This is a genomic window from Achromobacter seleniivolatilans, assembly GCF_030864005.1.
Lineage (GTDB): Bacteria > Pseudomonadota > Gammaproteobacteria > Burkholderiales > Burkholderiaceae_B > Achromobacter > Achromobacter seleniivolatilans.
On record NZ_CP132976.1, the window covers coordinates 5,458,599 to 5,484,518 of the forward strand.

The window sequence follows — 25,920 nt, forward strand, 5'->3', positions numbered from 1 at the left end:
AAAGTTCTTGTCCAGGTAGTGTCCACATCAGCAGCGCTTAGCGTGGACCGCGAACGGCGCACAGACCGATGGCGGCGATTTAGTCGTAGCACCATTACATAATGTCTGGAGACAAAACAATGAACAAGCAGAAGCCGCTTTTCCGCATCGTCTGCGCCGCCGCCTTGGCAGTTGCGGTGCAGGGCGCATGGGCGCAAAGCGAAATCAAGATCGGATACAACAGCGATATGTCCGCCAGCGGCTCGGCCGATTTCGGCGTGTCTGCGTTGTCGGGCGCGCGCCAGGCCGCCGAAGAAATCAACGCTGCGGGCGGGGTGTTGGGCAAGAAGATCGTCATCGTGCCGCGCGACGACGTGGGTTCGCCGCCCAAGTCCATTCAGAACGCCAATGAACTGGTCGACAACGAGAAGGTTGTTGCGATGCTGGGCGGGGTGAACTCCGGCAATATGCTGGCCTGGCTGCACATCGTGCAGCAGAAAAAGATTCCAACCATTTCGCCGTCGGCTACTGCTACGGAAATCACCAACCGCTACAGCAAAGAGCCCGCCAACTACATCTTCCGCGTGTCGATGCGGGACCTGGATCAGATTACGCTTCTGGCGGCCTATGCGGCGCGTGCGACGCAGAACAAGAAGGTTGCCATCATTGCGGACACCACCGGTTATGGGCAGCAGGGCGCCAAGGACGCTGCCGCCGTACTGCAATTGCACGGCATTACGCCGGTAGCCAACGAGAAGTTCGGTCCGAAAGACACGGACATGAGCTCGCAGTTAAACAAGATCAAGGCGACGGGCGCCGACACGCTGATCGTCTACGCGCTGGCGGACTCCAACGGCCACTTGATGCGCAGCCAGGAAAAGATCGGGTATTACCCGACCACGCTGGGTTCGTGGTCGAACCTGAGCCCTCCGTTCCTGCGTATCGCAGGGCCTGAGCTTGCCAAGAAAATGATCTTCTCGGCGTCCATCACCCAGGACTCCACGCCGCAATCCAAGGCGCTGTACGACACGATCATGAAAAAGGAAGGCAAGCTGCCGACCTATGTGTTTGCAGCGCATGCCTATGACTCGGTCAAGATCCTGGCGGCGGCAATGGAGCAGGCCAAGTCCACCGATGGTGAAAAGGTTCAGCAGGCGCTGGAAAACCTGGGCAGCGTGAATGGCGTGATCAAGACCTACGCGCCGGCTTTCACCAAGGCCAATCATGAAGCGCTGTCGTACAAGGACTTCCGTCTGGTGCGCTGGATTGACGGCAAGGTGGTGTCGGTGGATGACAACATTACCAAGGCCATCAAACCCGAAGACCTGAAGCAGTAAGGTTCGCGGCTGGGCGGGGGCAGGTCAAGTCTGTTCTGGCCCGGCCTGGCCCTTGCTCAGGTGATCGACGAACAGCTTGGCGGCGGTGGGCAGCGAGTCATAGGCGCGCACGCAGATCTGAATCTTGCGGCGCGCCCAGGGCTCGGCCAGCGGGATGATGCGCAGGTCGAACATGACCGAGTAGCGGCGCGCGATATCCAGCGGCAGCACGCCGACGCCCAGCCCGGAATTCACCATGAAGCACAGGGCATCAAAGCCGGTCACCTGCACCTTGAGTTTGATGTTGCGCTTTTCGTCGCTGGCGGCGTTCGACAGGATGCGGTTGATGGCGCTGCCCCGGTGCAGGCCCACGAAGTCATGTTCCAGCGCGTCGGCAAAGCGAAAGCCCGGCCGGTCCTGCAAGGGGTGGTCGGCAGGAACGACAAGCGCCAGGGTGTCTTCGCGGTAGGGATAGATTTCGACGTCGTGGTCGGGCGCGGTGCCAGAGAAGATACCCACGTCGGCGGCGTTTTCGGCCACCGACTTGATGATGGTGGACGTGATCTTCTCTTCCAGGTCCACCTGTACGTTGGGGTAGTCGTTCAGGAACAGCTTGATGTCTTGCGGCAGGAACTGGGTGATGGCCGAGATATTGGCAAATACGCGGATAAAGCCGCGCAGGCCGCGCGAGTAGTCGCGCATCTGTACGGCGATTTCGTCCAGCTCGTGTAGCGCGCGCCGGGCCATGGTGGACAGAGCAATGCCAGCGGGCGTTGCGCGTATGCCTTTGTTGGTGCGGATGAGCAGCCGGATTTTCAGATCGGCTTCAAGTTCGCTGATGCGTTTGCTGATGGCGGCCGCGGCGATGTGCTCGTGTTCAGCCGCCGCCGCAATGGTGCCCTGTTCGACCACGCTGATGAAAAGCTTTAGGGAAGTGGGGTCAAGACGCATGGCGGAAAACACGGGCAGAGGTGAAAGGTCATTGTAGCCATGCCGGGGCTTGCCATCGCGTTTGGCGATGGCGGCATCGTTAATGACTGCTATTGGGGACGGCGATGCCATTGCTATTCTCACCAAAAATAGCGACCGGCCCGCATGAACGGACCGCGCAAGAACGATGGATGGAGCGCAAGACAATGAATCTGCAAAATAGCCAGCTGCTACGGCAGCAGGCGTACATTGGCGGCGCCTGGTGCGACGCCGACAATCAGGCCACCATTACGGTGCGCAACCCCTTTGACGCCACGCCGCTGGGCACAGTGCCCAATCTGGGGCAAGCTGAAACCGCACGCGCCATCGCGGCGGCCGATGCCGCGTTGCCCGCCTGGCGAGCCAGGACGGGCAAGGAACGCGGCGCCATTTTGCGCCGCTGGCACAACCTGATCGAAGCCAATAGCGACGATCTGGCCTTGCTGCTGACGCTGGAGCAAGGCAAACCGCTGGCCGAGGCCCGGGGCGAACTGAACTACGCGCTGTCTTTCGTGGACTGGTTTGCGGAAGAAGCCAAGCGCATCTATGGCGACGTCCTGCCCCACACCCGCAGCGACCAGCGCATGCTGGCCATCCGTCAGCCCGTGGGCGTGTGCGCAGCCATCATTGCTTGGAACTTCCCGTCTGCATTGGTCACGCGCAAGGTCAGCCCTGCCTTGGCGGCCGGTTGCACTGTGGTGCTAAAGCCTTCTGAATTGACGCCATTCACCGCGCTGGCGCTGGCCTGGCTGGGCGAGCAGGCGGGTATTCCGCCCGGCGTGCTGAATGTGGTCATTGGCGATCCGGTGCCTATAGGCACCGAGCTGACGCAGAACGCCACGGTACGCAAACTGACGTTTACCGGTTCGACCCAGACCGGCCGGTTGCTGATGCAGCAAAGCGCATCGAACATCAAGAAGCTGTCGTTGGAGCTGGGCGGAAACGCGCCGTTCATCGTGTTTGAAGATGCCGATCTGGACGAGGCAGTGCAAGGGCTGGTGCTGTCCAAGTTCCGTAACGCGGGTCAAACCTGCGTCTGCGCCAATCGTGTGTACGTGCACGAAAGCGTGGCTGATGCGTTCAACGACAAGCTGCTGGCCGAGATCCGCCGCATGAAGGTGGGTGGCGGTCTGGAGGCTGGCGTGACCCAAGGTCCGCTGATTGACCAGCGGGCGGTAGACAAAGTGACGCGGCTGGTGGCGGATGCCACGCTCCACGGCGCCACGCTGCTCGCAGGCGGCAAGCTGCGCGAAGCGGGCACGCTGCTGTACGAACCGACATTGCTGACAGGCATTACCGACGCCATGGAACTGGCGCACGAAGAGATCTTCGGACCGGTGGTGGGCATCAGCACCTTTGAATCCGAAGCCGCCGTGCTGGCGCGCGCCAATGACAGCGCATCGGGCCTGGCCGCTTATTTCTACACCGCCAATCTGGAACGCGTGTGGCGCATGATGGAAGGTCTGGAATACGGCATCGTCGGCGTCAATACCGGCGCCGTATCCAACGAAGTCGGACCGTTTGGCGGTATCAAGGAATCGGGCGTGGGCCGTGAAGGGTCCAAGTACGGCATCGAAGAGTTTCTTGAAATCAAATACGTTTGCCTGGCCGGCAAATCGTTCAACGCGCCGCGCTAAGCCCTTCGGATTCCAGCCATGAACCAAGCACCGCAAGCATCCCTGCAGGATGCCGACACGTTCGATTATGTGATTGTGGGTTCCGGCGCGGCCGGGTCCATTCTGGCGAACCGCCTGACCGCTGACGGCGCGACCGTATGCGTGCTGGAAGCGGGGCCGCCTGACAACAGCCCATATCTGCACATTCCGGCAGGTTTCATCAAGGCGGTGTTCAACAAGAAATACGCCTGGCAGTATTCAAGCGAAGGCACGGCGCAGACCAACGGCCGCCGCATCCCGATTCCGCAGGGCCGCACGCTGGGCGGGTCAACCTCCATCAATGGCCTGGTCTACAACCGGGGCCAGGCGGCCGACTTTGATCACTGGGCCAGTCTGGGCAATCCGGGCTGGGCCTATGAAGACGTGCTGCCGTACTTCAAGTCGATGGAACGGCGCGTGGGCGGAGACGACCGCTACCGCGGTCGCCAGGGCGAGCTGCCCGTGACCGATATCGACTGGATACATCCGCTGTGCGAAGCCTTTATCGCTGGCGCGGTGGAGCAGGGCATTCCGCGCAATCCCGATTACAACGGCGCTGATCAGGCGGGCGTGGGCTACTTTCAGCGCACGATCGACCGTGGCTGGCGCATGAGCACCGCCAAGTGCTTCCTGAAGCCCGCGATGGCGCGCAAGACTCTGGACGTGCGCACCTATGCGCAGGCCACCCGCGTCCTGTTCGATGGCACCCGCGCGGTGGGCGTGGCCTATTGCCACCCCGCGCATCCGGCGCGCACCCGCTCAGTGCTGGCACGCCGCGAGGTCATCGTGGCTTGCGGCGCCATCAATACGCCCAAACTGTTGCAGCTGTCTGGCCTGGGGCCGGCAGACCTGCTGCGCGCGCACAATATCGAAGTGGTCCGCGACCTGCCTGGCGTGGGTGAGAACCTGAGCGATCACTACTCCGTGCGCATCGTGGCGCGAGTCAAGAACAGTCAGACCATGAACGAACTGGTCAAAGGACTGAGCTTGGCGGGGCAGATCAGCCGCTGGCTGATGAAGCGCCCCAGCATCATGGCGCTGAGTCCGTCGCTGCTGCATTACTTCTGGAAGTCCACGCCCGAGCTGACTGCGCCGGACCTGCAAGGCGTGTTCACACCCGCCAGCTACAAGGAAGGGTATGTGGGCCTGCTGGACGATTTTCCCGGCATGACTGCTGGCGTGTGGCAGCACCGCCCCGAAAGCCGCGGACAGGTGCGTATCCGCTCTGCCGATCCGCTGCAAGACCCCGTCATCCTGGCCAACTATCTGGAAAACGAGCGCGACCAGATCACGCTGGTGCGCGGCATACGCCTGGCGCGCCGCCTGCTGCAATCGCAGGCGCTGGCGCCGTTCTTTGATCGCGAAGCGCTGCCCGGCCCGTTGTGCGAATCCGATTCCGAGCTGCTGGATTTCGCGCGCCGCTACGGCGTGTCGTCCTATCACGTCAACGGTACGGCCCGCATGGGCCAGGCCGGCGACAAATACGCCGTGGTCGATGCGCAGTTGCGCGTACACGGTGTGCAGAACTTGCGGGTGATCGATTCGTCGGTGATGCCGTCCATGCCTTCGGCCAATATCTGCGCGGCCACCATGATGATCGGTAATAAAGCCGCCGACCTGATCAAGCAATCCTGAATAACCACACGCGATCACTTGAGTGATCCGCTAGGAGACAACGTGTATACCAAGCATTTCCCCAAGAAGATTCAAGCCTTGTTGCTGTCGGCAGCGCTATTGGGCGCCAGCGGCGCCGCGATCGCTGACGACATCAAGATCGGTTTCAACAGCGATATGTCGGCCACCGGCTCGGCAGACTTTGGCATTTCCGCACTGGCCGGCGCGCGCCAGGCCGCGGATGACTTGAACGCCGCAGGCGGCGTGCTGGGCAAGAAGGTCGTCATCGTTGAACGCGATGATGTGGGCGCACCGCCCAAGGCCATCCAGAACACCAATGAGCTGGTCGACAACGTTAAAGTCAATGCCATGCTGGGCGGCGTGAACTCCGGCAATATGCTGGCGTGGCTGCATATCGTTCAGCAGAAAAAGATCCCCACGATTTCGCCGGTGGCAACGGCTACCGACATCACGAACCGTTACGCCAAGACGCCGCCGAACTATGTGTTCCGCGTGTCGATGCGCGACCGCGACCAGATCGCGCTGCTGGCGGCCTACGCGGCGCGCTCCAGCCAATCGGGCAAGGTGGCGATCATTGCCGACACCACGGGCTACGGCCAGCAAGGCGCAAAGGACGCGCTGGAAATCCTGGCGCTGCATAAGATCACGCCGGTTGCCAACGAGAAGTTCGGTCCCAAGGACACGGACATGAGCTCGCAGCTGAACAAGATCAAGGCCTCGGGCGCGGACACGCTGATTGTCTACGCGCTGGCCGACTCCAACGCGCACGTCATGCGCAGCCTGGAGAAGATCAATTATTTCCCGACCACGCTGGCTTCCTGGGCCAACCTGAGCTCGCCGTTCCTGCGTATTGCAGGCCCGGAGCTGGCCAAGAAGATGATCTTCACCGCGTCGATCACGGAAGATTCCTCGCCGCAGTCCAAAACGCTGTACGACACGCTGATGAAGCGCGACGGCCGCGTGCCCACCTATGTGATGGCTGCGCAAGCGTATGACTCGGTCAAGCTGATCGCGGCCGCGATGGAGCAGGCCAAATCGACGGATGGCGCAGCGGTGCAGGCGGCCTTGCAGCAGCTGTCGCAGGCCCAGGGCGTGATCAAGAACTACCAGCAGCCGTTCTCGGCGGACAACCATGAAGCGCTGTCGGTCAAGGATTTCCGGCTGGTGCGGTGGATCGACGGCAAGGTCGTGTCGGTGGACGATGACGTCACCCGCAAGATCACGCCGGACGATCTGAAGCTGTAAGCACGGCACACAGCAGCACAGTCAAGGATCTCTCCCCCGGGGCGTCGCGGCGCGCCGGGGGATGCGCCACAAGGGGCCCCCAGCATGCAAATACTACAAGCCATATTGAGTGGATTGGCCATGGGCAGTGTCTATGCCCTGGTCGCGTTCGGGTTCAGCATTACCTACACCACGACCAAGACGTTCAACTTCGGCCAGGGCGCGTTCCTGGCCCTGGCCAGTTTGATCGGCATCAGCGCGATCTTGCTGGTCACCCAAGGCAAGCTGATCGGTTTTCCCAGTCCGGAAGACGTGACTTGGGGAACCTTCCTGTTCGCGCTGCTGGCCGCCATGCTGGTGCTCAGTCTGCTGGGATTCGTGCTCTACGTCACGGCCATCAAGCACTTTGTGGGCGAGGCGGGATTGTCCTGGGTGATGAGCACGATTGGTTTTGGCATCATCATCCAGAACCTGGCGCTGCTGATCTGGGGCCCGGCGCCGATCGCGGTGGCCTCGCCGCTGGGCGAAGGCATCATCACGATCTTCGGCACGGGCGTGCGCCCGCAAGAGATCCTGGTGTTCTGCACCACGCTGGTCTTGATGATCGTGTTCGACTGGGCCTTGCACAAGACCAAGATGGGCAAGGCAGTGCGGGCGGTGGCGTTCTCCAAGTCCACGGCCAGCTTGATGGGCATCAATGCGAACGCGGTGGCCATTGCCGTGTTTGTCATCAGCTCGGCGCTGGCGGCAATTGCCGGCGTGATGATCGCGCCGATTGCGACTGCATCGGTCTTCGTGGGTACGTTGCTATCGCTCAAGGCGTTTTCCGCCGCCATTCTGGGCGGCCTGGAAAACCCTCGCGGCTGCATCTTCGGCGGTTTCCTGATCGGACTGCTGGAATCGCTGATTGGCCTTTGGTATTCGAACCTGCGTGAAATCGCCGTGTTCGGGCTGATTATCGTCGTGCTGTACTTCCGCCCGGCGGGCATTCTCGGCCGTGTGCACGCGGAGAAAGTATGAACCTGTCCAAACTCCTCATTCCGGTTGTCATCGCCGTCCTGGCCGTGGGTTTTGCCTATTCAGGATTGAACGATTTCTACCTGTTGATCCTGTTCAACATCGGGGTCTATTACATTGCTGCCACCGGCTTCAATATCCTGGTCGGCCAGACCGGGCAGAAGTCGCTGGGCCACGCCGGCCTGTTTGGCGTGGGCGCCTACACCGTGGCGCTGCTGACGGTGAACTATCAGGTCAACCCGTGGTTGGCGCTGTTATGCGCGGCGGGCGTGTCTGCCGTCTTCGGTGTGGCAATCGCGATTCCTGCCTTGAAGGTGAAGGGTCCGAGTCTGGCCATGGTGACTATCGCCTTCGGCCTGCTGATCGAAAAAATCGTGTCCGAATGGACCGATGTGTTCAAGGGCCAAGAGGGCTTCTACGGCATTACTGGCCTGACATTCAACGGCGCCACGCTGGACAGCCGTCAGTGGGTGGTCGTGGTGGTGCTGTTGGGTCTTGCGCTGCATGCCATGACATCCTTGTTGCTGAATGGCCGCTTTGGCCGCGGTTTTGCGGCGGTTCGCACGTCCGAGATCGCCGCCGAAAGCGTGGGCATCAGCGTCTACCGCTTCAAGATTCTGGCGTTTGCCATCAGCGCCATTACCTGCGGCATTGCAGGCGGTCTGGTGGCGCAGCAGAACCAGTACATCAACTCCGACTTCGTCAACTTCAACCTGTCGGTGTTCTTCCTGGTGCTGGTGCTGTTTGGCGGACGCACGCCGGTGGGCTCGTTCCTGGGCGCAGTAGTGCTGACGGTGCTGGACGCGATGTTGGCGCGCTGGCCGGAAGTGCAGCATTTCGCTTATGGCCTGATCCTGTTGTTCGCGCTGTACGCCATGCCGGAAGGCTTGGCAGGTTTGTTGCGCAAAGTGCTGCCCAAGCGCGGCAAGCGTGACGCGCTGGCTCGCAGCGCAGGCGCTGCCGTCTGGACGCCAGAGCGCGCGCCAGCAGCTGCTGCGGGCCGCGCGGCGCCGGAGTTCCTGGAAGTCAAAGATCTGTACAAGGCTTTCGGTGGTGTGATTCCGACCAACAAAGTGTCGTTTTCACTGGCGCAGGGTTCGATTGTGTCGCTGATCGGCCCGAATGGCGCGGGCAAGACCACGACATTGAATCTGCTGTCTGGGCTGGTCATTCCGGACGCGGGCAGTATCCGCTTCAAGAACAAGCAGATGGTCGGGTTGTCAGCCAACGAGATCGCCGCATCCGGCATTGGCCGCACCTTCCAGAACCTGAAGCTGTTTGACGGCTTGTCCGCGCTTGAAAACGTGATGGTTGGTTTTTACCGCGTGCAGAAGTCGGGGTTTTTCGCGAACTTGCTGGGTCTGCCAAGCAGCCTGGCTGAAGAGCGGCGCATGCGCGAGCAGGCCTTTGCCATTCTGAAATTCTTTGAACTGGATCGCTACGCGGACGACGCCGCCAACAGCCTGCCCTATGGTTTGCAGCGCCGCCTGGAAATTGCCCGCGCGGTGGCCGCCATGCCTGATCTGCTGCTGCTGGATGAGCCGGCGGCCGGCTTGAACCCGGCCGAGACCGATCAGTTGACTGACTTGATCGTGAAGTTAAAGGGCATGGGCCTGACGATTCTGCTGATCGAGCATCACATGGATCTGGTCATGGCGATTTCGGACCACATTGTTGTGCTGGACTATGGCGTGAAGATTGCGTCTGGCCTGCCCAACCACATCCAGGAGAATCCGAAAGTGATCGAAGCCTACCTGGGCGCGCCCGCATAGGAGACCACAATGAGCCGATTACTGGATATCAAGAACCTGGCGGTGAACTATGGCGCCGTCAATGCGTTAAAGCAGGTGTCGCTGCACGTGGATACCAACGAGATCGTGACGATTATCGGGGGCAATGGCGCGGGCAAGAGCACGATGATGCGCGCGCTGTCGGGCATCGAGAAGTCAACGGGTTCCATTGCTTTTGGCGGGCAGGATTTAACTGCCGTCAGCGCCCATAAACGCGTCGGGCTGGGCATTGCGCATGTGCCCGAAGGGCGTCAGGTGTTTCCGGACCAGACGGTGTTCGACAACCTGATGCTGGGCGCTTTTCTGCGCAAGGAATCGCCGGCTGAACTCGCGCCAGAGATTGACAGCTGCTTTGCGATGTTCCCGCGCTTGAAAGAGCGCCGTGACCAATATGCAGGCACCTTGTCTGGCGGCGAACAGCAGATGCTGGCGATCTGCCGCGCGCTGATGAGCAAGCCGCGCATTCTGATGCTGGACGAACCGTCGTTGGGCCTGGCGCCGCTGATCGTGGCCGAGATCTTCAAAATCATCAAGTCGCTGAAAGAACGCGGCATGACGATTTTGCTGGTTGAACAAATGGCGAATCAGGCGCTGGCGATTTCAGACCGCGCGTACGTCCTGGAAGTGGGCTCCATCGTGATGGAGGGCACCGGCCAGGAGTTGTTGGCCAGCGAGCGCGTGCGCGAGGCCTATCTGGGCAAACACAAGAGCTGACGAGGCAACCATGTCATCCAAACCATTGAGCGGAATCCGTGTGCTGGAGTTGGGCCAGCTGATCGCCGGGCCGTTCGCCGCCAAGATGCTGGGCGAATTCGGCGCCGAGGTCATCAAGATTGAACCGCCCGGAAAGGGCGATCCCTTGCGCAACTGGCGCCTGATCCATGACGGTACGTCCGTGTGGTGGCAGGTGCAGTCGCGCAACAAGAAGTCGGTCAGCCTCGACTTGCGCCAGCCGGAAGCGCAAGAGCTGATCCGCGCGCTGGTCAAAGATATCGACGTAGTCGTTGAGAATTTCAAGCCGGGCACGATGGAAGGCTGGGGGCTGGGCTGGGACGAGCTGCGGGCCATCAACCCGCGGCTGGTGATGCTGCGGGTGTCGGGTTATGGCCAGACGGGACCGTATCGGGACTTGCCGGGTTTTGGCGCGATCGGCGAGGCCATGGGCGGCTTGCGCCATTTGAGCGGCGAGCCGGACCGCACGCCTGTACGCGTGGGTATTTCCATCGGGGATTCCCTGTCGGCCCTGCATGGGGTGATCGGCATCCTGCTGGCGCTGCGCGCGCGTGATCAGAACGGCCAGGGCCAGATGATCGACGTGGCGCTGTATGAGTCGGTATTCAACATGATGGAAAGCCTGCTGCCGGAATACGCCGTGTTCGGCGAAGTGCGCCAGCCGGCCGGCAGCAGTCTGCCTGGTATTGCGCCCAGCAACGCCTACCGCTGCCAGGACAACAAATACGTGCTGATCGCCGGCAACGGCGACAGCATCTTCAAGCGCCTGATGGGGGTGATAGGCCGCCCGGATCTGGCGGCATCCCCTGATCTGGCGAACAACGCCGGCCGCGTAAAGCATGTAGTCATGCTGGACGATGCGATTTCGCAATGGACCGGCCAGCATCCGCTGGATGTGGTGTTGAGCCGTCTGAATGACGGCCAGATTCCCGCCGGAAAAATATACGACGTTGCGGATATTGCCTCCGATCCGCATTACCAGGCGCGCGGCATGATTCTGGACGGCGCCTTGCCGGACGGCACGCCGATCAAATTGCCGGGCATTGTGCCCAAGCTGTCCGAAACGCCGGGAGAAGTCCGCAGCGCGGCGCCTGCCTTGGGGCAGGACACCGATGAGGTGCTGGGCGGCCTGGGTATCGGCGATGCGCAACGCGCCGACTGGCGTGCGCGCGGCATTATCTGAAGGACCAGACCATGAGCGAATCGACCCCAAGCCGAAAGAAGCTGTACATCCAGGACGTCTCGCCCCGCGACGGCTTTCAGAACGAAAAGCAGTTCATCGAGACCCAGGACAAGATCAACTTCATCAACCAGCTGTCGCAAAGCGGGTTTGCCAAGATCGAGGCCACGTCTTTTACCTCGCCCAAGGCCATTCCCGCTTTGCGTGACGCCGAGATCGTCATGCACGAGATCGAGCGCAATCCTGACGTGATCTACACGGCGCTGGTGCCCAACGTGCGCGGTGCGCAGCGGGCGCTGGAGTGCAAGGTAGACGAGGTCAACCTGGTGATGTCGGTCAGCGAGACCCACAACCGGGCCAATCTGCGCATGACGCGCGAACAGTCGTTCGAGCAACTGAGCGACGTGATCAGCGCGGTGCGCGGCAGCCGGGTGGCGATCAACGTGTCCCTGTCCACCGTATTTGGCTGCCCGATGGAAGGCGACATCAACGCTTTCGAAGTGCTGGAACTGGTGGGCCGTTTTGCGGCGCTGGGTGTGGACGGCGTGACGCTGTGCGACACCACAGGGATGGCCTATCCCACTCAGGTGGAGAAGATCGGCCGCGACGTCCGCAAATTGTTTCCCGCGCTGACGGCGACCATGCACTTTCACAACACGCGCGGCATGGCGCTGGCCAATACGCTGACGGCTATCGCGGCCGGCATCGACCGCTTTGATGCGTCGCTGGGCGGACTGGGCGGTTGCCCCTACGCACCGGGCGCCAGCGGCAATGTCTGCACGGAAGATCTGGTGCACATGCTGGAGCTGATGGGCTACGACACCGGCGTGGACCTGACGCGTATTCTGGGCATTGCCGCGACGCTGCCCGCGCTGGTGGGTCACGACATTCCCAGTCAGATCCTGAAAGCAGGCCCGCGTCTGACCTTGCATCCGGCACCTGATTTCAACGGCTGATGCCGGCGCTTTCAGCGGATGAGTGACGGCGGGGCATAGGCCGGACGTCTTACCGATCTGACGGACGGGGATACACGCATCGCGAGGGCCCTGGCGGGTGTGCTAAGTTTCCGGCATGCCGCCCGCTTCGGAGCCCCCGTCATGCTGAAATTCGCTGCCAACTTGTCCATGATGTATCAGGAACACAGGTTCCTGGATCGCTATGCAGCCGCGGCCGCCGACGGCTACGTTGGCGTGGAATGTATGTTCCCCTACGAAGAGCCGGCCACCTTCGTGCGCGAACGCATGGATGCCGCAGGCGTGTCGCAGGTGTTGTTCAATGCGCCGCCCGGCGTCACCAGCAAGGGGGAGCGCGGCTTGGCTGCGCTACCCGGCCGGCAGGCGGAGTTTCAGGCGGGCATCGAGCAGGCGCTGTCCTATGCGACGGCGCTGTCCTGCGCCAACGTGCATGTCATGGCGGGTGTGACGCCTGCCGACGTGACACGCGAGTCTTTGCTGGACTGCTACTACGAGAACCTGGACTGGGCCGCGCGCCAGGCGCGCTCGGCCGGCGTCACCGTGCTGATCGAACCCATCAATACGCGAGACATCCCCGGTTATTTTCTGAACCGGCAAGACGATGCTCACGCCATCGTGCAAGCCGTCAATGCGCCGAACCTCAAGGTGCAGATGGACCTGTATCACTGCCAGATCGTCGAGGGCGATGTCTCGATGAAGTTGCGGCAATACTTGCCCACCGGCCGTGTCGGGCATTTGCAGATTGCCGGCGTGCCGCTGCGTCAGGAACCCGACCGTGGCGAACTGGATTACGGCTGGGTGTTTCGCGAACTGCGTGAACTGAACTACACCGGCTGGATCGGATGCGAATACCGGCCGGCAGGCTCGACCTCTGCCGGACTGCGGTGGTTGACCGCTGCCCGGGCATGACGGGTATTTGAAATTCCGGGAGACCAAACCATGAGAAAAAGCCTGTTCCATCGCACTTGGGCGGCGATGGTGCTGATAGGTGTTACTGCGTTTTCGGCCACTGCGTCGGCGGAGTATCCCGATCATCCGATACGCTGGCTGGTGCCTTTCAGCGCGGGCGGCGGCAGCGACATTGCGACCCGCATCGTCGCCAAGCATGTGGGCAACACGTTGGGTCAGACCGTGGTGGTGGAGAACCGCCCGGGCGCCGCCACGATTGTTGCGGCGCAAGAAACGGCCAGAGCGGCGCCGGACGGCTACACCTTATTGACGGCGGGCATGAGCACGCTGGCGTTGAATCCCTGGCTGTACAAAGATTTGCCCTATGATCCGGGCCGCAACTTCATGCCGGTTTCATCGCTGGTGTCATTGCCTATCGTGCTGGTGGTGGCATCGGAATCCGATATGCGCAACCTGGCCGATGTCATGGCGTATTTGCGTAGCGGTAAACAGAGCAGTTATGCGTCCTTGGGCGTAGGCAGCCCGCATCACCTGGCGATGGAACTGTTCCTGGAAACGATCCAGGGCAAGGCCACCGCCATTCCCTACAAAGGCACGCCACCTGCCTTGCAGGACGTTGCGTCGGGTGTGGTGCCCATGATGATGGCGGACCTGGCCGCCGCCCGTCCCTTGATTCAAGCGGGCAAGCTTCGCGCCATTGCCGTGCCTGCGGCGGCGCGGTCAGCGCAACTGCCAGATGTGCCGACGTTTGCCGAAGCGGGCGGTCATACGTTTGAGGCCGCGGCATGGCAGGGCGTCGTGGCGCCGGCTGGCACACCCGCGCCTATCGTCGCCAAACTCAGCCAGGCCATTGCTGATGCGCTGCGTTCGCCGGATGTCGTCCGGCAGTTGACGCTGCAAGGGATGGAACCCATGGGGGGTACGCCAAAGGAGTTTGCGGTATATGTGCGCGAGGAGTACACCCGCTGGGGTGCAGTGATACGTCACAAGGGCATCCTGGCGGATTGATGGCGGCGGGGCGCTGTGTAACCGCCCCGCTGTTCGCGTGGCGCGGGCGTAATATGGAGTGATGTCAATCCTGCCTGGATCTCCGGGCGCAGGAGATTGTCATGTCTCTGATCATCGCTGCCCGATTCGAGGGCTTTGACGCCGCAAAAGAAGCCGCCCAGCGCTTGGCCGTCAGCGGTTTTCCCGAATGGGATATCAACACCTTTTATGTCAATCCGCCTGGCGTGCATGGCCGTTACGCCTGGGGCGGAGATCGCCGGTCGGACGCAGACGCGGGACCGGCTGAACGGGGCGCCTATTTGGGCGCAGGCGCAGTGGGCGCCGTGTTCGCGGTGCTGGCCGGGTTTGTGATGTCTGAAATCAGTGAGTCCACAGCGCTGATGCTGGCCGCGGCCGGCGTGGGCGCGTACCTGGGTTCGCTATTCGGCGCGTTGTGGGTGACGGGCCATGGCAGCAAGCAGCACGGCCACTTCAATCCCGACGCCCATGCCGAGGTCAGGCAGGCGGGGGTGATGGTGGCGGTGCGTACGCGCCCGCAGCGTGAAATGCTGGCCTGCCGCATTCTGCGGGATGCCGGCGGCGCGGATGTGGAGCACGCCAATGGCCACTGGCGCAATAACCGCTGGGAAGATTTCGATCCCTTGTCGCCGCCTCAGCGAGAGCCCGAGTTTGGCTGATCGCTGCCAGGCGCGCCGCCCGTGCCCGCGTCAGTCTGGCGCGGGCACGGGCGCTTTGTTGCGGCGCTGCGCCGTGGCCGCGCAACCTGCCGACGCGACGATGATGCCGCAGATGGCCAGCCACTGTGTTTGCGTCAAATGCTCGTTCAGCACAACCACGCCTGCCAGCGCGCCCATGGCGGGTTCCATGCTGAGCAGCACGCCGAAGGTCTTTTGCGGCAAACGGCGCAACGCCACCATTTCCAGCGAATAGGGCAGGGCACTCGACAGAATGCCGACCGCAATGCCTGCCAGAATCAGCTTGGGGTCCAGCAAGGCCATGCCTGCGTGGGCAGCTCCCACCGGCAGGACCACCAGGGTTGCCGCCACCAGCCCCAGTGACGTTGCCTGTCCGCCATGAACGTTGCCGGCCATCTTGCCGAAAATAATGTAGAGCGCCCAGCAGACGGCGGCGGCCATGGCGTAGCCGATGCCCACCGGGTCCAGGTCATGGATGGACTGGCCCGTGGGGATCAGCAGCAGCAGCCCGGCCATTGCACAGGCGATCCAAACAAAGTCGATAGCGCGGCGTGACAGCACTACGGCGATCGTTAACGGGCCGGTAAATTCAATGGCGATCGCGATGCCCAGGGGCAGCGTGCGCAGCGCCAAGTAGAACAGCAGGTTCATGCAGCCCAGCGTGACGCCGTACAAGGCAATCTTGGCGGCATTGCGCGCCGTCAGCGGAAAACGCCACGGACGCCAGAACGCCAGCAAAATGATGGCGCCGATGACAATGCGATAGGCGGTCGTGCCTTGCGCGCCGACTTCCGGAAACAGCGACTTGGCAAACGAGGTGCCGACACACAGCGACGCCATCGCCGCGATCAGCGACAGGATCGGTAATAGGTTGGAGGCAGAGGCATTGCGCCCGGTGTTCAGTGTTGCGGCAGTCATAAGGCAGGGTGAAGCTCAATGCGGTGAAGTCGGAGGGTTCAAGCAAGCGGCCGGGCGATCAGTGCGCCAGATTCGCGGCGGTGGAGATAAGCACATACAGCGCAAGCCCGGCCATGACCGCGCCCAGCAACCCTTGCTGCATCCGCAGGAACCACGGGTTGCGGCCCACCCAGCCCCGGATGCGCGAGGCGCCGTAGGCAAAGCAGCTGCCGTAGGGCAGGCTCAGCGCTTTCATCGTGACGCCCAGCACCAGCATCTGGATCCATACCGGGCCGTTTTCTGGCGTCGTGAATTGGGGCAGAAAGGCGATCATGAACAGCAGCACTTTGGGGTTCAGCAGATTCGTCATGAACCCTTGCCAGAAGGCATCACGGGCATCGCCGGGGCGGGCTGCGAGCGATACGTCCGCGGCTCGCGCGCAACGAATCATCGCCTTGATGCCCAGGTATCCCAGATACAGGCCGCCAGCCGCCTTGATGCCGACAAACAGCGTGGGGAACGCTTGTAGCACGGATGCCAGGCCCAGCACCACCGCCGGCACCTGGATGAAACCCGCTGCCACATTGCCCAGCACGCTGTGAAAGGCGGGCCGGAAACCCTGGGTCATTCCCCGCGAAAGCGTCAACGCCATGTCCGGGCCGGGCGTAAGCTTAAGGGCCGCGTCGGCGGCAAGAAAAAGCAGAAAAAGCTGGAGTGAGGGCATTGCAGGAAGCGGCATACAGTCCCGCGGCGCGGGAGAAGGCTCTCAGTGTAAGCAAGCCGCTTGATTTTTTTCTGCATCCCGAGGGGGGCGGATGAAGTTTCCCGTCGAAATGGGGCCGGATTCTGCCGGCGGCAAGATTAGAATCTGGAACCAGCCATTCCTGGCTGATTCCAGCCCGTTCCGAGGCACCCATGGAACTCGACGACTTCGATCTTCAAATCCTGCAAAGCTTGCAGGAAGACAACCAGCGAACCAGCCAGGACGTCGCAGAACGCGTGAACCTGTCTCCTGTCTCATGCCTGCGCCGCATGAAGCGCCTGCGTGAATCGAAGGTGGTGACGGCGGATGTGTCGATCGTCGATCCCGCCGCCGTGGGGCGGGGAATCACGATGGTGGTGCTGGTGTCGCTGGAGAGCGAACGTGCCGACAAGCTCGACCATTTCAAGCGTGCGATGGCGGGCGCGCCTGAGATCATGCAGTGCATGTCGGTGACAGGCGAGGTCGATTTTGTGCTGACTCTGACGATGCGCGACATGGCGGAATACGAGGTCTTCGCGCAGCGCTATTTCTGGGGTGATCCCAACGTCAAGCGGTTCTCCACGCTGGTGGTGATGAGCCAGGTGAAGAACGGACTGACGGTGCCGGTGCCTGCGCCGGCTTAACTGGTGGTGGGCGAACGGGGCGGATGTTGCTGCCCCGCCGCCAGGGTTGCACCCGCGGCGTCGGAAATACTGCGCAGGTGCAGGTCGCTTTGCGGGAATGGGATCTCGATGCCGGCCTGTCTCAACGTGTCGTACATGCTTGTCAGGATGTCGCTGCGGATATCGATCCAGCGGTCAAAATCGGTGGTCCAGGCGCGAAGGCTGAAATCCAGCGAGCTGGCGCCCAGACCCATGAACAACACAACGGGAGTGGGATCGGGCTCGATGCCCGGCGTCTTGCGCGCAACCTCTTCGAGCAGCGCGATGACCTGCCTGGGTTCTGAGCCATATGCCACGCCGACACTGATTTCGATGCGCCGGCTGCGGTCCAGCATGGTCCAGTTGGTCAGTTTTTCAGACAGCAGCGTGCCGTTGGGCACGATCACGTCGGCGCCTTCGAATGTCTTGATCCGCGTGGCCCGCATGCCGATGTCGCGCACCTGCCCGGACGTGCCGCTGATGTCCACTACATCTCCGGGCTGAATCGGGCGCTCGAACATCAGGATCAGCCCCGACACGAAATTGTTCACCACGCCTTGCAGCCCAAAGCCGATGCCTACGCCCAAGGCGCCGAACACAATGGTGAGCTGGCTGGTCTGAAAGCCCGCGGCGGAAAGCGCGATGCCCAGGCCAAGCAACAGCACCAGGTAGTAGGTCAGCGACGCGATGCTGTTGCCCACGCCGCGCGGGAGCGCCATGCGGGTCAGAACCTCGTCGTGCAAGACCAGGCGTATCGTGCGGGCCGTCCAGAACGCGATGACGACCGAGATCAAAAACACCAAGACGTTGCCCAGGCTGATCGAGATTTCGCCAACGGCCAGCGTGTAGGAAAGCACCTCGGTCACGAAGGCATAGGTGGCGCGCAGAATGCGGAACCGGTCCATGGCGTAGACCGCCCAGCCCACCGCCGCCGCGGCAGTCAGCAGGCGGATCAGCAGTTGCACCAGCGGCGGCGCATGTTCGCGCGCCAGCCGGAAGCGCGAAATTCCCTGGCGCGCCAGCAATAGTTGCAGCAGCGTAATGATGACGGTCACACCGGCATACAGCACCAGCCCGAAGTAACCGCTGCCAATGACGGCGCTGGTCAGCATTTCCGCCAGCGACACGTTGCCGAACAGATTGGACGCCAATGATGCGCATAGCAGCGCTGCCGCGCCCCAGGCGATGGCTCGCAGGGCGCGCACCATGCGGGTCGAGGCGGTCGGCGCCATCTTGTGGCCACGGTGCATCAGCCACAGGATGGCGGCCAGCGCTGCGGCGGTCAGCAGAACGGTGGAGATGCGGTAGAACAGGGTGTTGGCAAGAAACAGAAACCCCAGACGTTCGGCCAGGAACAGGGCGGTGATGACATGGGGCCACTGGTCCATCTGGCGGCGGGCGGAAGGCGGCAGCAAGCGCAGCACCGGCACGGCCGCCAGCACCAGCGCCACTTGCTGCACCATTAATGGCGCATCCGGCTCCAGCGCCAGCACGCCCAGCATCGACAGCAGCAGCCAGGTCGACAAGGGCCGGCCCAGTACGCCTGCGGCGGTCTCGCTCATGACGCCTGCGCGGATCGCATCGCGGCTCTTTCTGGCCAGCCATAACAGCAGCGGCAGCAGCACCAGTTGGAGCACGCGCAGGGCGCGCTGGTTGCCGCTGTCGGCGGCGCCGTAATCACGCGCAAAGCGTACTTCGATGTCCAGCCCGGTCCGCAGCAAGGCCATCGTGTTTTCGCCCGTGTCCTGCGTCTGGCCCAAGGCCCAGAGCGGCGGAGAGTCCACGCGCATCAGGCGGGCGTCGATGTAGTCGATGGCGTCGGCCACCGAGCGCTGGCCGGTCTTGATTCGCTCTTCGATGGCATTGGCGCGCTGTTCCAGCTCCACCTGGCGGGACAATGGGCCGGACAATGCCTGCCCGGCCGCGTTCAACTGCGCCAGGACGGCATCGATGCGTTCGGCCAGCGCAGGCGGGAGGTTGACGGCGGCGGGTGAATCCTTGATCGCCTGCCAGGCGGCGCGGCGGCGGTACAGTTCCGCCGCGTCGCTCGCGTACCAGGACGTCGCCTGGCGTAGATCGGTGTGCCAGCGCGCCAGGCGGTGGGCGTCGAAAAGCCAATGCCGTTCCAGACTTTCCACCCGCATGATGGGCAGAGTGCGCAGCTGGGCAGGCTGGAATTCAAAGAGTTTCTCGTCGGCGGACTTGGCGATCGCGTCCAGCGTGGGCGTGAGCGCGGCGCCGGGGTCGGCTGACGCCACACGCTGCAATACCCCTTCGGCGTAGCGCACGTCGGTATCGGCCCGCAAGGGGATGTCTGCCATGGTGATGACGGCAGGCGGCGGCGGGGCAGGGGGCGCTGGCGCTGGCGCTGCGGCAGTCTGCGCACTTGCCAGGCCCGGCAGGCCCAGAATCAGTCCGAACAGGCAGTAGAAGACTCGTGCTCGGACGCGCATGTCGCGACTCCGTTGGGATGCTGCGAACCGGGTGGGCTACCCACTCTAGCGCATCACCAGTCCGCCGTCCACGAACAGCACCTGCCCAGTCATGAATCCGCTCCAGTCAGACGCCAGGAACAGCACCGGACCCGCAACATCTTCGGGCCGGGCGATGCGGCGCAGCGGCGTGGCGGCAATCAGCTGTTCGCGGAATGACTCCTGAGTGCCGCCGCTGGCCTGGGTCGGGTAGACCAGACCGGGCGCAACACAATTCACCCGGATGCCGTAGGGGCCCAGTTCAGCCGCCAGATTCCGGCTGAACGCCACCAGCGCAGCTTTGGCCGTGGTGTAGTCGTGATACGGCACGACAGGATGCTCGACCAGGTTGCTGGCGATGTTGACGATGCAGCCTTGAGCGCGTTGCTTGAAATGCGGTAGCGCGGCCCGGCAGACGTTGAAGGCCGCGCCCACGGCGCCGTCGAACTGTGACTGGTATTCCTGCCAGCCTATGTCGTCAAACGCGGTTCGCTGCCGGGGATCAAACGCATAATGCCGCAAGGCGTTGTTGACCACGATATCAAGCCGGCCAGCGTCCTGCACGATGCTATCGACCATGGCGCGCACAGCCTCCGGCGAGCCGACATCGGCTGGCACTGCCCAGGCATCGCCTCCCGCCGCCTGGCACTGCGCCGCCACGGCTTTTGCCGCTTCGGCATTGCTCAGGTAGTTCACGACCACGGTCGCGCCTTCGCGAGCAAAGCCGCGTGCGATCTCGGCGCCTATGCCACGGCTGGCGCCGGTGACCAGCACCACCTTGCCTGCGAATTTCAGGGCGGTGTTCATGTCAGGACGCCGGCAGCAGAGTGGTGTCGACAGCAGCGGCCACGTCGATGCGGCTTTGGACCAAGCCCAGCTCGCGGTAGGCGTCGGCGGCCTTTTGCAGCAGATCAAGATTGATCGTGCCCAGAGGCTGGCCGCCTGATGCGATCGATGCCGCATTGCGCAGCCGGATCACTTCCAGATTGATGGCGCGGTCCGTGCCGTCGATGGCGCGCTTGCCCGCCAGCGTTGCGGCTTCTTCGGGTTGAGCAATCATCCACGCGGCGCTGTCGCGGTACGCCTTCAGGAACGCCCGCAGCAACGGCTGCTTTTGTTGATAGACCGCCTCGCGCACAACGAACAGATCGCTGGATACATTGAGGTAGTCGCTGACGTTCATGACGTTGACTTCGCCCAAGCCTCGGTGCCGCCCCACCAGCAGGCCGGTATCGGTGGCTGCGGTTGCGTCGACCTGGCCCTGCAACAGCGGGGCGAAATTCAGCACGCCGGTGACGACGATTTCCACGTCGGCCTCTGTCAGGCCCGCCTGATGCAGCATCACCAGCAGGTTCTGGCGCGTGCCGCTGGACAAGCTGTAGACGCCAATGCGCTTGCCCTTCAGATCGGCGGGCCGAGTGATGTTGGCGGACTTCAGCGACACCACGTTGAAGACGTTCTGCGGATAGATATCGTAGATGGCGCGCAGCTTCTCGCCCTTGTCCAGGGCCATGAAGAACGAGCCGGGGTCCGTGAAGGCCACGTCTGCCTGGCCGCTGAGAATGTTGCGGATGGCATCGCCGCCGCCCGCGCCCGGCAGGTAGACCAGTTCCACGCCCTGCGCCTTGAAGAAACCTTTATCGGGTTCGGCCAGCAGGTTGGTGATTTCGGTGATGGGTTTGCTCCATCCGGCCAGTGTGACCTTGCCGGATGCGGCGGCTTGCGCGCGGGCGGCCAGCGGTGTCATGGACAGTGCGGCTAGGCTCGCGGCAGCCGACAAGAGCGCGCGGCGGGTAGGGGACGGGAGCATGGGAAGAGTCCTGATGAGGGTCATGAATGATCGGCGTAAGGGCGCAGCAAGCGCCGCTCCAACATAAGAGTGGCCTGGTAGCCCAGCAGTCCGATGGCGGCGATGGTGGCAAGCGCCGCGAACATCAGGGGCGTGTCCATCATGCCTTGCGCAGCGATGATGACGGCGCCCAGCCCGCGGCTGGCGCCGATGAATTCGCCCACCACGGCGCCGACCAGCGCCAGCACCAACGCTACGCGCAGCCCGGCCAGAATGCCTGGCAGACCGGCTGGCAATTTCAGGCGCAGCATCGTCTGCGTGCGAGTCGCGCCCAGCATGCGGAACAGTTGCACGCGGTTCGGGTCCACCTGCCGCAAGCTCGTCAGCGTGTTTTCCATCAAGGGGAAAAAGCAGATCAACGCGGTCATGACGACCGTGGGCGCCATGCCGAAACCGAACCACAGCACAAAGAGCGGCGCCAACGCCAGCTTGGGGACCACTTGACTGATGATGACGTAGGGCTTGAGCACACGATCCAGCAGAGCCGATTCAGCTAGCGCCACGCCCATCGCCAATCCGGCCGCGCCGCCCAGCGCCAGCCCTAGCAACATTTCGGCAAGCGTCGCGCCGATGTGCGGCCACAGATACCCGGTGGCCAGGCTGTTCCACAGTGTCTTGGCCACGGCGGAGGGAGCAGGCAATACCAGCGCAGATATACCCGCCTGCCGCACGGTCAGCTCCCAGGCGGCGATCAGGACGGCCAACAGGGCAAGGGCAGGCACGCGAGATTTCAATATCTGTTTCATGGCCGAGCCCCATTCATGAAACCGAAAACTTGCGCGCAATATTGATTGAAGGCGGCGCCGTGACGCATGACTTGCGTGCGCGGGGCGGGCAGATCCACGTGCAGATCGGCCACCATGCGGCCCTGGTGCATGACCGCGACGCGATCACCCAGATAGACCGCTTCGCTGATGTCGTGCGTGACGAACAGCACGGTGGTCTTGCGCAGACGGCACATCCGCAGCAGGTCGTCTTGCAGCTCTCCACGCGTGATGGCATCAAGCGCGGCAAAGGGCTCGTCCAACAGCAGCAGGGCAGGTTCAAGAATCAACGCACGCGCCAGCGCCACCCGGCTCTGTTGTCCACCCGATAGTTGCCGGGGGTAGTGCTGCGCGTGGTCAGACAGGCCCAGCATCGCCAGCAGCGCTTCTGCGTGTTGGAGGTCGGCGGATGACGGCCGGCGTTGCAGCGACACCGGCAGCAGCACGTTGTCGATGACGCGCCGCCATTCCAGCAGCGTGGGCGCCTGGAACACATAACCGAGCTGCGGGCCGGGCACGGCGGGCGTGCCGTCCCACAGCCGGATGCGGCCGCACTGCGGCGTCAGCAGGCCCGCAGCCAGCTTGAGCAGCGTCGTCTTGCCGCAACCGCTGCGGCCAACCAGGCAATGAAAGCCACCTGCGTCCAGCCGCCAGTCTATGCCGTCGACAATGGGCGTCCGGCCGGGGTAGGTGTAGACCACCTGTTCGATGTTCAGAAAAGGCACGGCCTGTCCGGCGCTCATGGTTCGTAGGGTGCGAACGGGTCGGCGGCGGCTTCGGCAGACTGCTCGATTTCGGTCATGCGGACCAGATCCAGCAGATTGAAGCGGCCATCGTGATGCCAGCCCGCTTCCGGCGTGCTCATGGAGCCAATGGCGCTGATGCGGGTCACGCCCGCCGCGCCTAGTTGCTCGGCCAGGCGGTACAGCTCTTCCGGCGTGGCGGCCACGCCGGCGGTTTGCAGAAATTCGCTGCGGCGCGCAACCAGGGGCACCATTTGGTCCAGCGTGTCGACGCCGGCCACCACGATGTTGCGTTGCAAGGCTGTTGGCGCCAGGGATTCTGCGGTATCGGTATAGGCGACGCACCACGGTGCGGCGGGGTCGCCGATCAGGGCGTCGGCGCCATCGGCCGGCAGCTTCCATTCGATCGACTGCCGCCACTTTGCCGTCGCGGCCGATTCCTCTAAATCCAGCGCGCGCCGGGGAAAGCGCCGCTGCAAATTCGCCAGTTCGGCCGCCAGATAGCCAGCGAAATCGCGCGGTGAAACGGGGCCGCCGCGTTGCACGTAAAAGACGTGCGGCGAATAGCAGCCCTGTTGGTCATAACGCATCACATCCCACGCGGCGCGGCGCGCCAGTGCGGGTGCTTTCTGGGCGTCGAGCGCCATCGCGCTTACGACGCCGAACCCCAGCTTATGGCCGTGGGCAAGCAAACGGGTTGTGACCGGCAGGCGGCGCTGAATGGCTTCAAGTGAATCGTTGCCGCCATAGGCCACCACCGTGTCGGCTTGCTCGTACAGCGCCGCTGCATCGCCGTCGCCCGCGCCGCGCCACCACACCACGGCCAGGCAATCGGCCAGCGGCGGATGAACTTCTACCAACAGCCGCGCGAACCAGCCGGCGAATAGCGGTTCGGCGCTGGGCAGTTTGCCGATATTGCCAGCCTTGACCAGCAGCCCGCAGATCAAGCTCCACAGCGCCAGTGCAGGCACGTTTCCGGCCCAGCTGTGTACCAGCAGTTGGGGGCCAAAGGCGCGCACGGCGCCACCCTTCACGGCAGGCTGAAAGCCGTCCAGTACTTTGGGATTGGCGAAATCCTCGGCTACAAAGCGGTGCAGCTGCGGCGCGCGAAACGTCTTGAAGAAACCCGTCAGCCCCAAACGCACCATCTCGGCGTCGTACCCGCTGACAATGGGCAGCAGCGCGTCGGCCTGCCGCCGGTACGGGTCGTTCGGATCGAGCAGGCGGCTTATGGCGCGGTCGATGACGTCGATGATTTCCGACACGGCCATCGTTTTCAGGTGCTGCGCGCTGGCCTGTTTGACGCGTTCGGCAAGCGCCTGCATCTGCGGCGCGGTCAACACCGGCACCGCGACGTCAACGCGCTGGCCATCCTGCTCGAACGGCAGGACCTGCCATTGGACGTCGGCCGTGGCCAGTCCCGGCAAATATCCCGCTTCGACCCGGATCACGTTCATGGCGTGGCCGACCGGATGAATTCTTCCACCGCCAGCGAGCAGCCCTTGGCCTGCGCGCCCTCTGCGCGGCCCAGCAGCAGGAAACCGCCTTCGGCCGGCTGCCCCACGTCTTCGGTCAGGATGGTGTTGACGGAGTTGAAGTTGCCCAGGTCGCAGTGAGCCAAAATACCGCGCTCGCCCGCTGGCACCGTGCGGCCGGTCTCCGGGTCGACCAGGCGCGAGCGAATCCAATGCGGCCCCGATTTAACCGACGGAACGACAGCGTTGCCATCGTCGTAGAACTGCGTGCTGAGTTCGGTCATGCCGTACATATTGATGCAGAGCGTGCGCGGCACGCCCAGCAGATCCGAGAGTTCCGCGTAGAAGGTGTCCAGCGGCAGTTCGCGCGACTGGCCCTTGTAGCCGCCGGTATCCAGAATGCGGCTGCCCGGCGGCAGGCGAAACGACCGGCCCTCTTTGCGCAAGGCATCGATGACGTGCACGAAGCTGAAGCTGGCGCCCAGCAACGCATAGGGCTCGCCCCGGCGTTCGGCGTCTTCCAGCTGACGCCACAACCCTTCCAGATCGATCCCTTCAGGCGACATGAAGTAAAGGCTGCCTTCGCTGCCAAAGGCAGATTTCGCCAGCGCCAGATAATGGGCCAGCGACGAATTCGGCATCGCCACTTCGTCTGGGAACAAAATACCCATAGGCAGTCGCGGCGTGCCCTGCATGACGCGCGCCGCAAAATTGCGGGTCATGGACTGGTCGTAGACGGCCAGATGCGGATGGAAGTGGCGTCCGCGCATATCGGCGCGCGTCGTGCCGCTGGTCATGAACACGCGCTCGTCAGCCCGGGGCGGCTCGCAGCGCAACTCCATCGCCTTGAAGGCGTCGATAGGCACGGCGGGAATGTCGCTCCACGTCTTCACATTGCGCACTGTGGCGCCACGGCGCTGGCAGAAGCTGCGGTAAGGGGCGCTGGCCCCATATTGATAAGCGAAAAGCCGCAGGGCAAGTTGATCGAACTGCTCGTCGGTGCAGCCGTCCTGGGCAATGAATTCGAGTAGGTCCGCGACCAGCGGTGCGACGTTATTCATGGGCGTTCGTTGATTCCTGTGCAGGGAAGCTCCGAAGCCCGCCCGCATCAGCGGCGCAAAGGCGCGGCTGGCTGGGCGAATGCTCTTCTTACGCCGGCATGAACCGGGTCAAGTTCGCGGGTCTGAATCTCAGCACTGGCGTGCACCCCGGAGCAATGGGAATGTTAACCCGC

23 protein-coding genes and 1 riboswitch are annotated in these 25,920 nt (G+C 63.0%); of the genes, 13 read left to right on the forward strand and 10 right to left on the reverse strand.

Going from position 1 to position 25,920, the window contains the following annotated elements; all coding sequences use genetic code 11:
• Positions 1 to 119: 119 nt before the first annotated feature.
• The gene (locus tag RAS12_RS24740; RefSeq protein WP_306942337.1) at positions 120 to 1,316 is read left to right on the forward strand and encodes an ABC transporter substrate-binding protein; all 1,197 of its coding nucleotides are present in this window, start codon (positions 120 to 122) and stop codon (positions 1,314 to 1,316) included.
• Between the two features lie 24 nt (positions 1,317 to 1,340).
• On the opposite strand, the gene RAS12_RS24745 is transcribed toward RAS12_RS24740, so the two are convergent.
• Positions 1,341 to 2,246 carry a LysR family transcriptional regulator gene (locus RAS12_RS24745; RefSeq protein WP_306951606.1) on the reverse strand — a complete coding sequence of 302 codons (906 nt, stop codon included), beginning with the start codon at positions 2,244 to 2,246 and terminating at the stop codon, positions 1,341 to 1,343.
• A gap of 185 nt (positions 2,247 to 2,431) precedes the next feature.
• On the opposite strand from RAS12_RS24745, the gene RAS12_RS24750 reads away from it, so the two are divergent.
• From RAS12_RS24750 to RAS12_RS24800, 11 genes are all read left to right on the forward strand, one after another.
• Positions 2,432 to 3,901: an NAD-dependent succinate-semialdehyde dehydrogenase gene (locus RAS12_RS24750; protein WP_306942339.1), complete on the forward strand. Its 1,470-nt coding sequence runs from the start codon at positions 2,432 to 2,434 to the stop codon at positions 3,899 to 3,901.
• Between the two features lie 18 nt (positions 3,902 to 3,919).
• Complete coding sequence (locus RAS12_RS24755) at positions 3,920 to 5,554, forward strand: GMC family oxidoreductase (protein WP_306942341.1); 1,635 nt, start codon at positions 3,920 to 3,922, stop codon at positions 5,552 to 5,554.
• Between the two features lie 42 nt (positions 5,555 to 5,596).
• The gene (locus RAS12_RS24760) at positions 5,597 to 6,799 is read left to right on the forward strand and encodes an ABC transporter substrate-binding protein (RefSeq protein ID WP_306942343.1); all 1,203 of its coding nucleotides are present in this window, start codon (positions 5,597 to 5,599) and stop codon (positions 6,797 to 6,799) included.
• Between the two features lie 84 nt (positions 6,800 to 6,883).
• Complete coding sequence (locus tag RAS12_RS24765) at positions 6,884 to 7,798, forward strand: branched-chain amino acid ABC transporter permease (RefSeq protein ID WP_306942344.1); 915 nt, start codon at positions 6,884 to 6,886, stop codon at positions 7,796 to 7,798.
• A complete protein-coding gene (locus tag RAS12_RS24770; RefSeq protein WP_306942346.1) occupies positions 7,795 to 9,567 on the forward strand; it encodes a branched-chain amino acid ABC transporter ATP-binding protein/permease in 1,773 nt (590 codons plus the stop codon). Before RAS12_RS24765 ends, RAS12_RS24770 begins: the two co-directional genes overlap by 4 nt.
• Before the next feature lie 9 nt (positions 9,568 to 9,576).
• Positions 9,577 to 10,299, forward strand: a complete 723-nt coding sequence (locus RAS12_RS24775) for an ABC transporter ATP-binding protein (RefSeq protein WP_306942349.1) — start codon at positions 9,577 to 9,579, stop codon at positions 10,297 to 10,299.
• Between the two features lie 10 nt (positions 10,300 to 10,309).
• Positions 10,310 to 11,500 (forward strand): CaiB/BaiF CoA transferase family protein, encoded by a 1,191-nt coding sequence (locus RAS12_RS24780; RefSeq protein WP_306942351.1) that lies wholly within the window; start codon positions 10,310 to 10,312, stop codon positions 11,498 to 11,500.
• An 11-nt stretch (positions 11,501 to 11,511) separates the two neighbouring features.
• Complete coding sequence (locus RAS12_RS24785; RefSeq protein WP_306942353.1) at positions 11,512 to 12,453, forward strand: hydroxymethylglutaryl-CoA lyase; 942 nt, start codon at positions 11,512 to 11,514, stop codon at positions 12,451 to 12,453.
• A gap of 141 nt (positions 12,454 to 12,594) precedes the next feature.
• The gene (otnI, locus tag RAS12_RS24790) at positions 12,595 to 13,380 is read left to right on the forward strand and encodes a 2-oxo-tetronate isomerase (RefSeq protein WP_306942354.1); all 786 of its coding nucleotides are present in this window, start codon (positions 12,595 to 12,597) and stop codon (positions 13,378 to 13,380) included.
• Between the two features lie 30 nt (positions 13,381 to 13,410).
• The gene (locus RAS12_RS24795; protein ID WP_306942356.1) at positions 13,411 to 14,388 is read left to right on the forward strand and encodes a Bug family tripartite tricarboxylate transporter substrate binding protein; all 978 of its coding nucleotides are present in this window, start codon (positions 13,411 to 13,413) and stop codon (positions 14,386 to 14,388) included.
• A 101-nt stretch (positions 14,389 to 14,489) separates the two neighbouring features.
• The gene (locus tag RAS12_RS24800; RefSeq protein ID WP_306942357.1) at positions 14,490 to 15,065 is read left to right on the forward strand and encodes a hypothetical protein; all 576 of its coding nucleotides are present in this window, start codon (positions 14,490 to 14,492) and stop codon (positions 15,063 to 15,065) included.
• A gap of 30 nt (positions 15,066 to 15,095) precedes the next feature.
• Here the strand turns inward: RAS12_RS24800 and RAS12_RS24805 are convergent, their stop codons facing one another.
• Positions 15,096 to 16,001: an EamA family transporter gene (locus RAS12_RS24805; protein ID WP_306942358.1), complete on the reverse strand. Its 906-nt coding sequence runs from the start codon at positions 15,999 to 16,001 to the stop codon at positions 15,096 to 15,098.
• A 58-nt stretch (positions 16,002 to 16,059) separates the two neighbouring features.
• On the reverse strand, positions 16,060 to 16,704 hold the full coding sequence (locus RAS12_RS24810; protein WP_306942360.1) for a LysE family translocator: 645 nt from the start codon (positions 16,702 to 16,704) through the stop codon (positions 16,060 to 16,062).
• Positions 16,705 to 16,895: 191 nt separating this feature from the next.
• Between RAS12_RS24810 and RAS12_RS24815 the strand changes: the two genes are divergently transcribed.
• Positions 16,896 to 17,366 (forward strand): Lrp/AsnC family transcriptional regulator, encoded by a 471-nt coding sequence (locus RAS12_RS24815; RefSeq protein WP_306942361.1) that lies wholly within the window; start codon positions 16,896 to 16,898, stop codon positions 17,364 to 17,366.
• On the opposite strand, the gene RAS12_RS24820 is transcribed toward RAS12_RS24815, so the two are convergent.
• The 7 genes from RAS12_RS24820 to RAS12_RS24850 are packed head-to-tail and all read right to left on the reverse strand — an operon-like array spanning position 17,363 to position 25,747.
• A complete protein-coding gene (locus tag RAS12_RS24820; protein WP_306942363.1) occupies positions 17,363 to 19,837 on the reverse strand; it encodes a mechanosensitive ion channel family protein in 2,475 nt (824 codons plus the stop codon). The two genes, RAS12_RS24815 and RAS12_RS24820, sit on opposite strands and share 4 nt — an antisense overlap.
• Positions 19,838 to 19,882: 45 nt before the next feature.
• Entirely contained in the window at positions 19,883 to 20,662 is a 780-nt protein-coding gene (locus RAS12_RS24825; protein ID WP_306942364.1) for a 3-oxoacyl-ACP reductase, read from the reverse strand.
• 1 nt (position 20,663) lies between these two features.
• Positions 20,664 to 21,665, reverse strand: a complete 1,002-nt coding sequence (locus RAS12_RS24830; RefSeq protein ID WP_306942366.1) for an ABC transporter substrate-binding protein — start codon at positions 21,663 to 21,665, stop codon at positions 20,664 to 20,666.
• 20 nt (positions 21,666 to 21,685) lie between these two features.
• Positions 21,686 to 22,450 carry an ABC transporter permease gene (locus RAS12_RS24835; RefSeq protein WP_306942367.1) on the reverse strand — a complete coding sequence of 255 codons (765 nt, stop codon included), beginning with the start codon at positions 22,448 to 22,450 and terminating at the stop codon, positions 21,686 to 21,688.
• Positions 22,447 to 23,211 carry an ABC transporter ATP-binding protein gene (locus RAS12_RS24840; RefSeq protein ID WP_306942370.1) on the reverse strand — a complete coding sequence of 255 codons (765 nt, stop codon included), beginning with the start codon at positions 23,209 to 23,211 and terminating at the stop codon, positions 22,447 to 22,449. The genes RAS12_RS24835 and RAS12_RS24840 overlap by 4 nt, the downstream gene beginning before the upstream one ends.
• The gene (locus tag RAS12_RS24845; RefSeq protein WP_306942371.1) at positions 23,208 to 24,668 is read right to left on the reverse strand and encodes an acyl-CoA reductase; all 1,461 of its coding nucleotides are present in this window, start codon (positions 24,666 to 24,668) and stop codon (positions 23,208 to 23,210) included. Before RAS12_RS24845 ends, RAS12_RS24840 begins: the two co-directional genes overlap by 4 nt.
• The gene (locus RAS12_RS24850) at positions 24,665 to 25,747 is read right to left on the reverse strand and encodes a LuxE/PaaK family acyltransferase (RefSeq protein ID WP_306942373.1); all 1,083 of its coding nucleotides are present in this window, start codon (positions 25,745 to 25,747) and stop codon (positions 24,665 to 24,667) included. The genes RAS12_RS24845 and RAS12_RS24850 overlap by 4 nt, the downstream gene beginning before the upstream one ends.
• A gap of 68 nt (positions 25,748 to 25,815) precedes the next feature.
• Positions 25,816 to 25,907: riboswitch (TPP riboswitch) on the reverse strand.
• Positions 25,908 to 25,920: the final 13 nt, after the last annotated feature.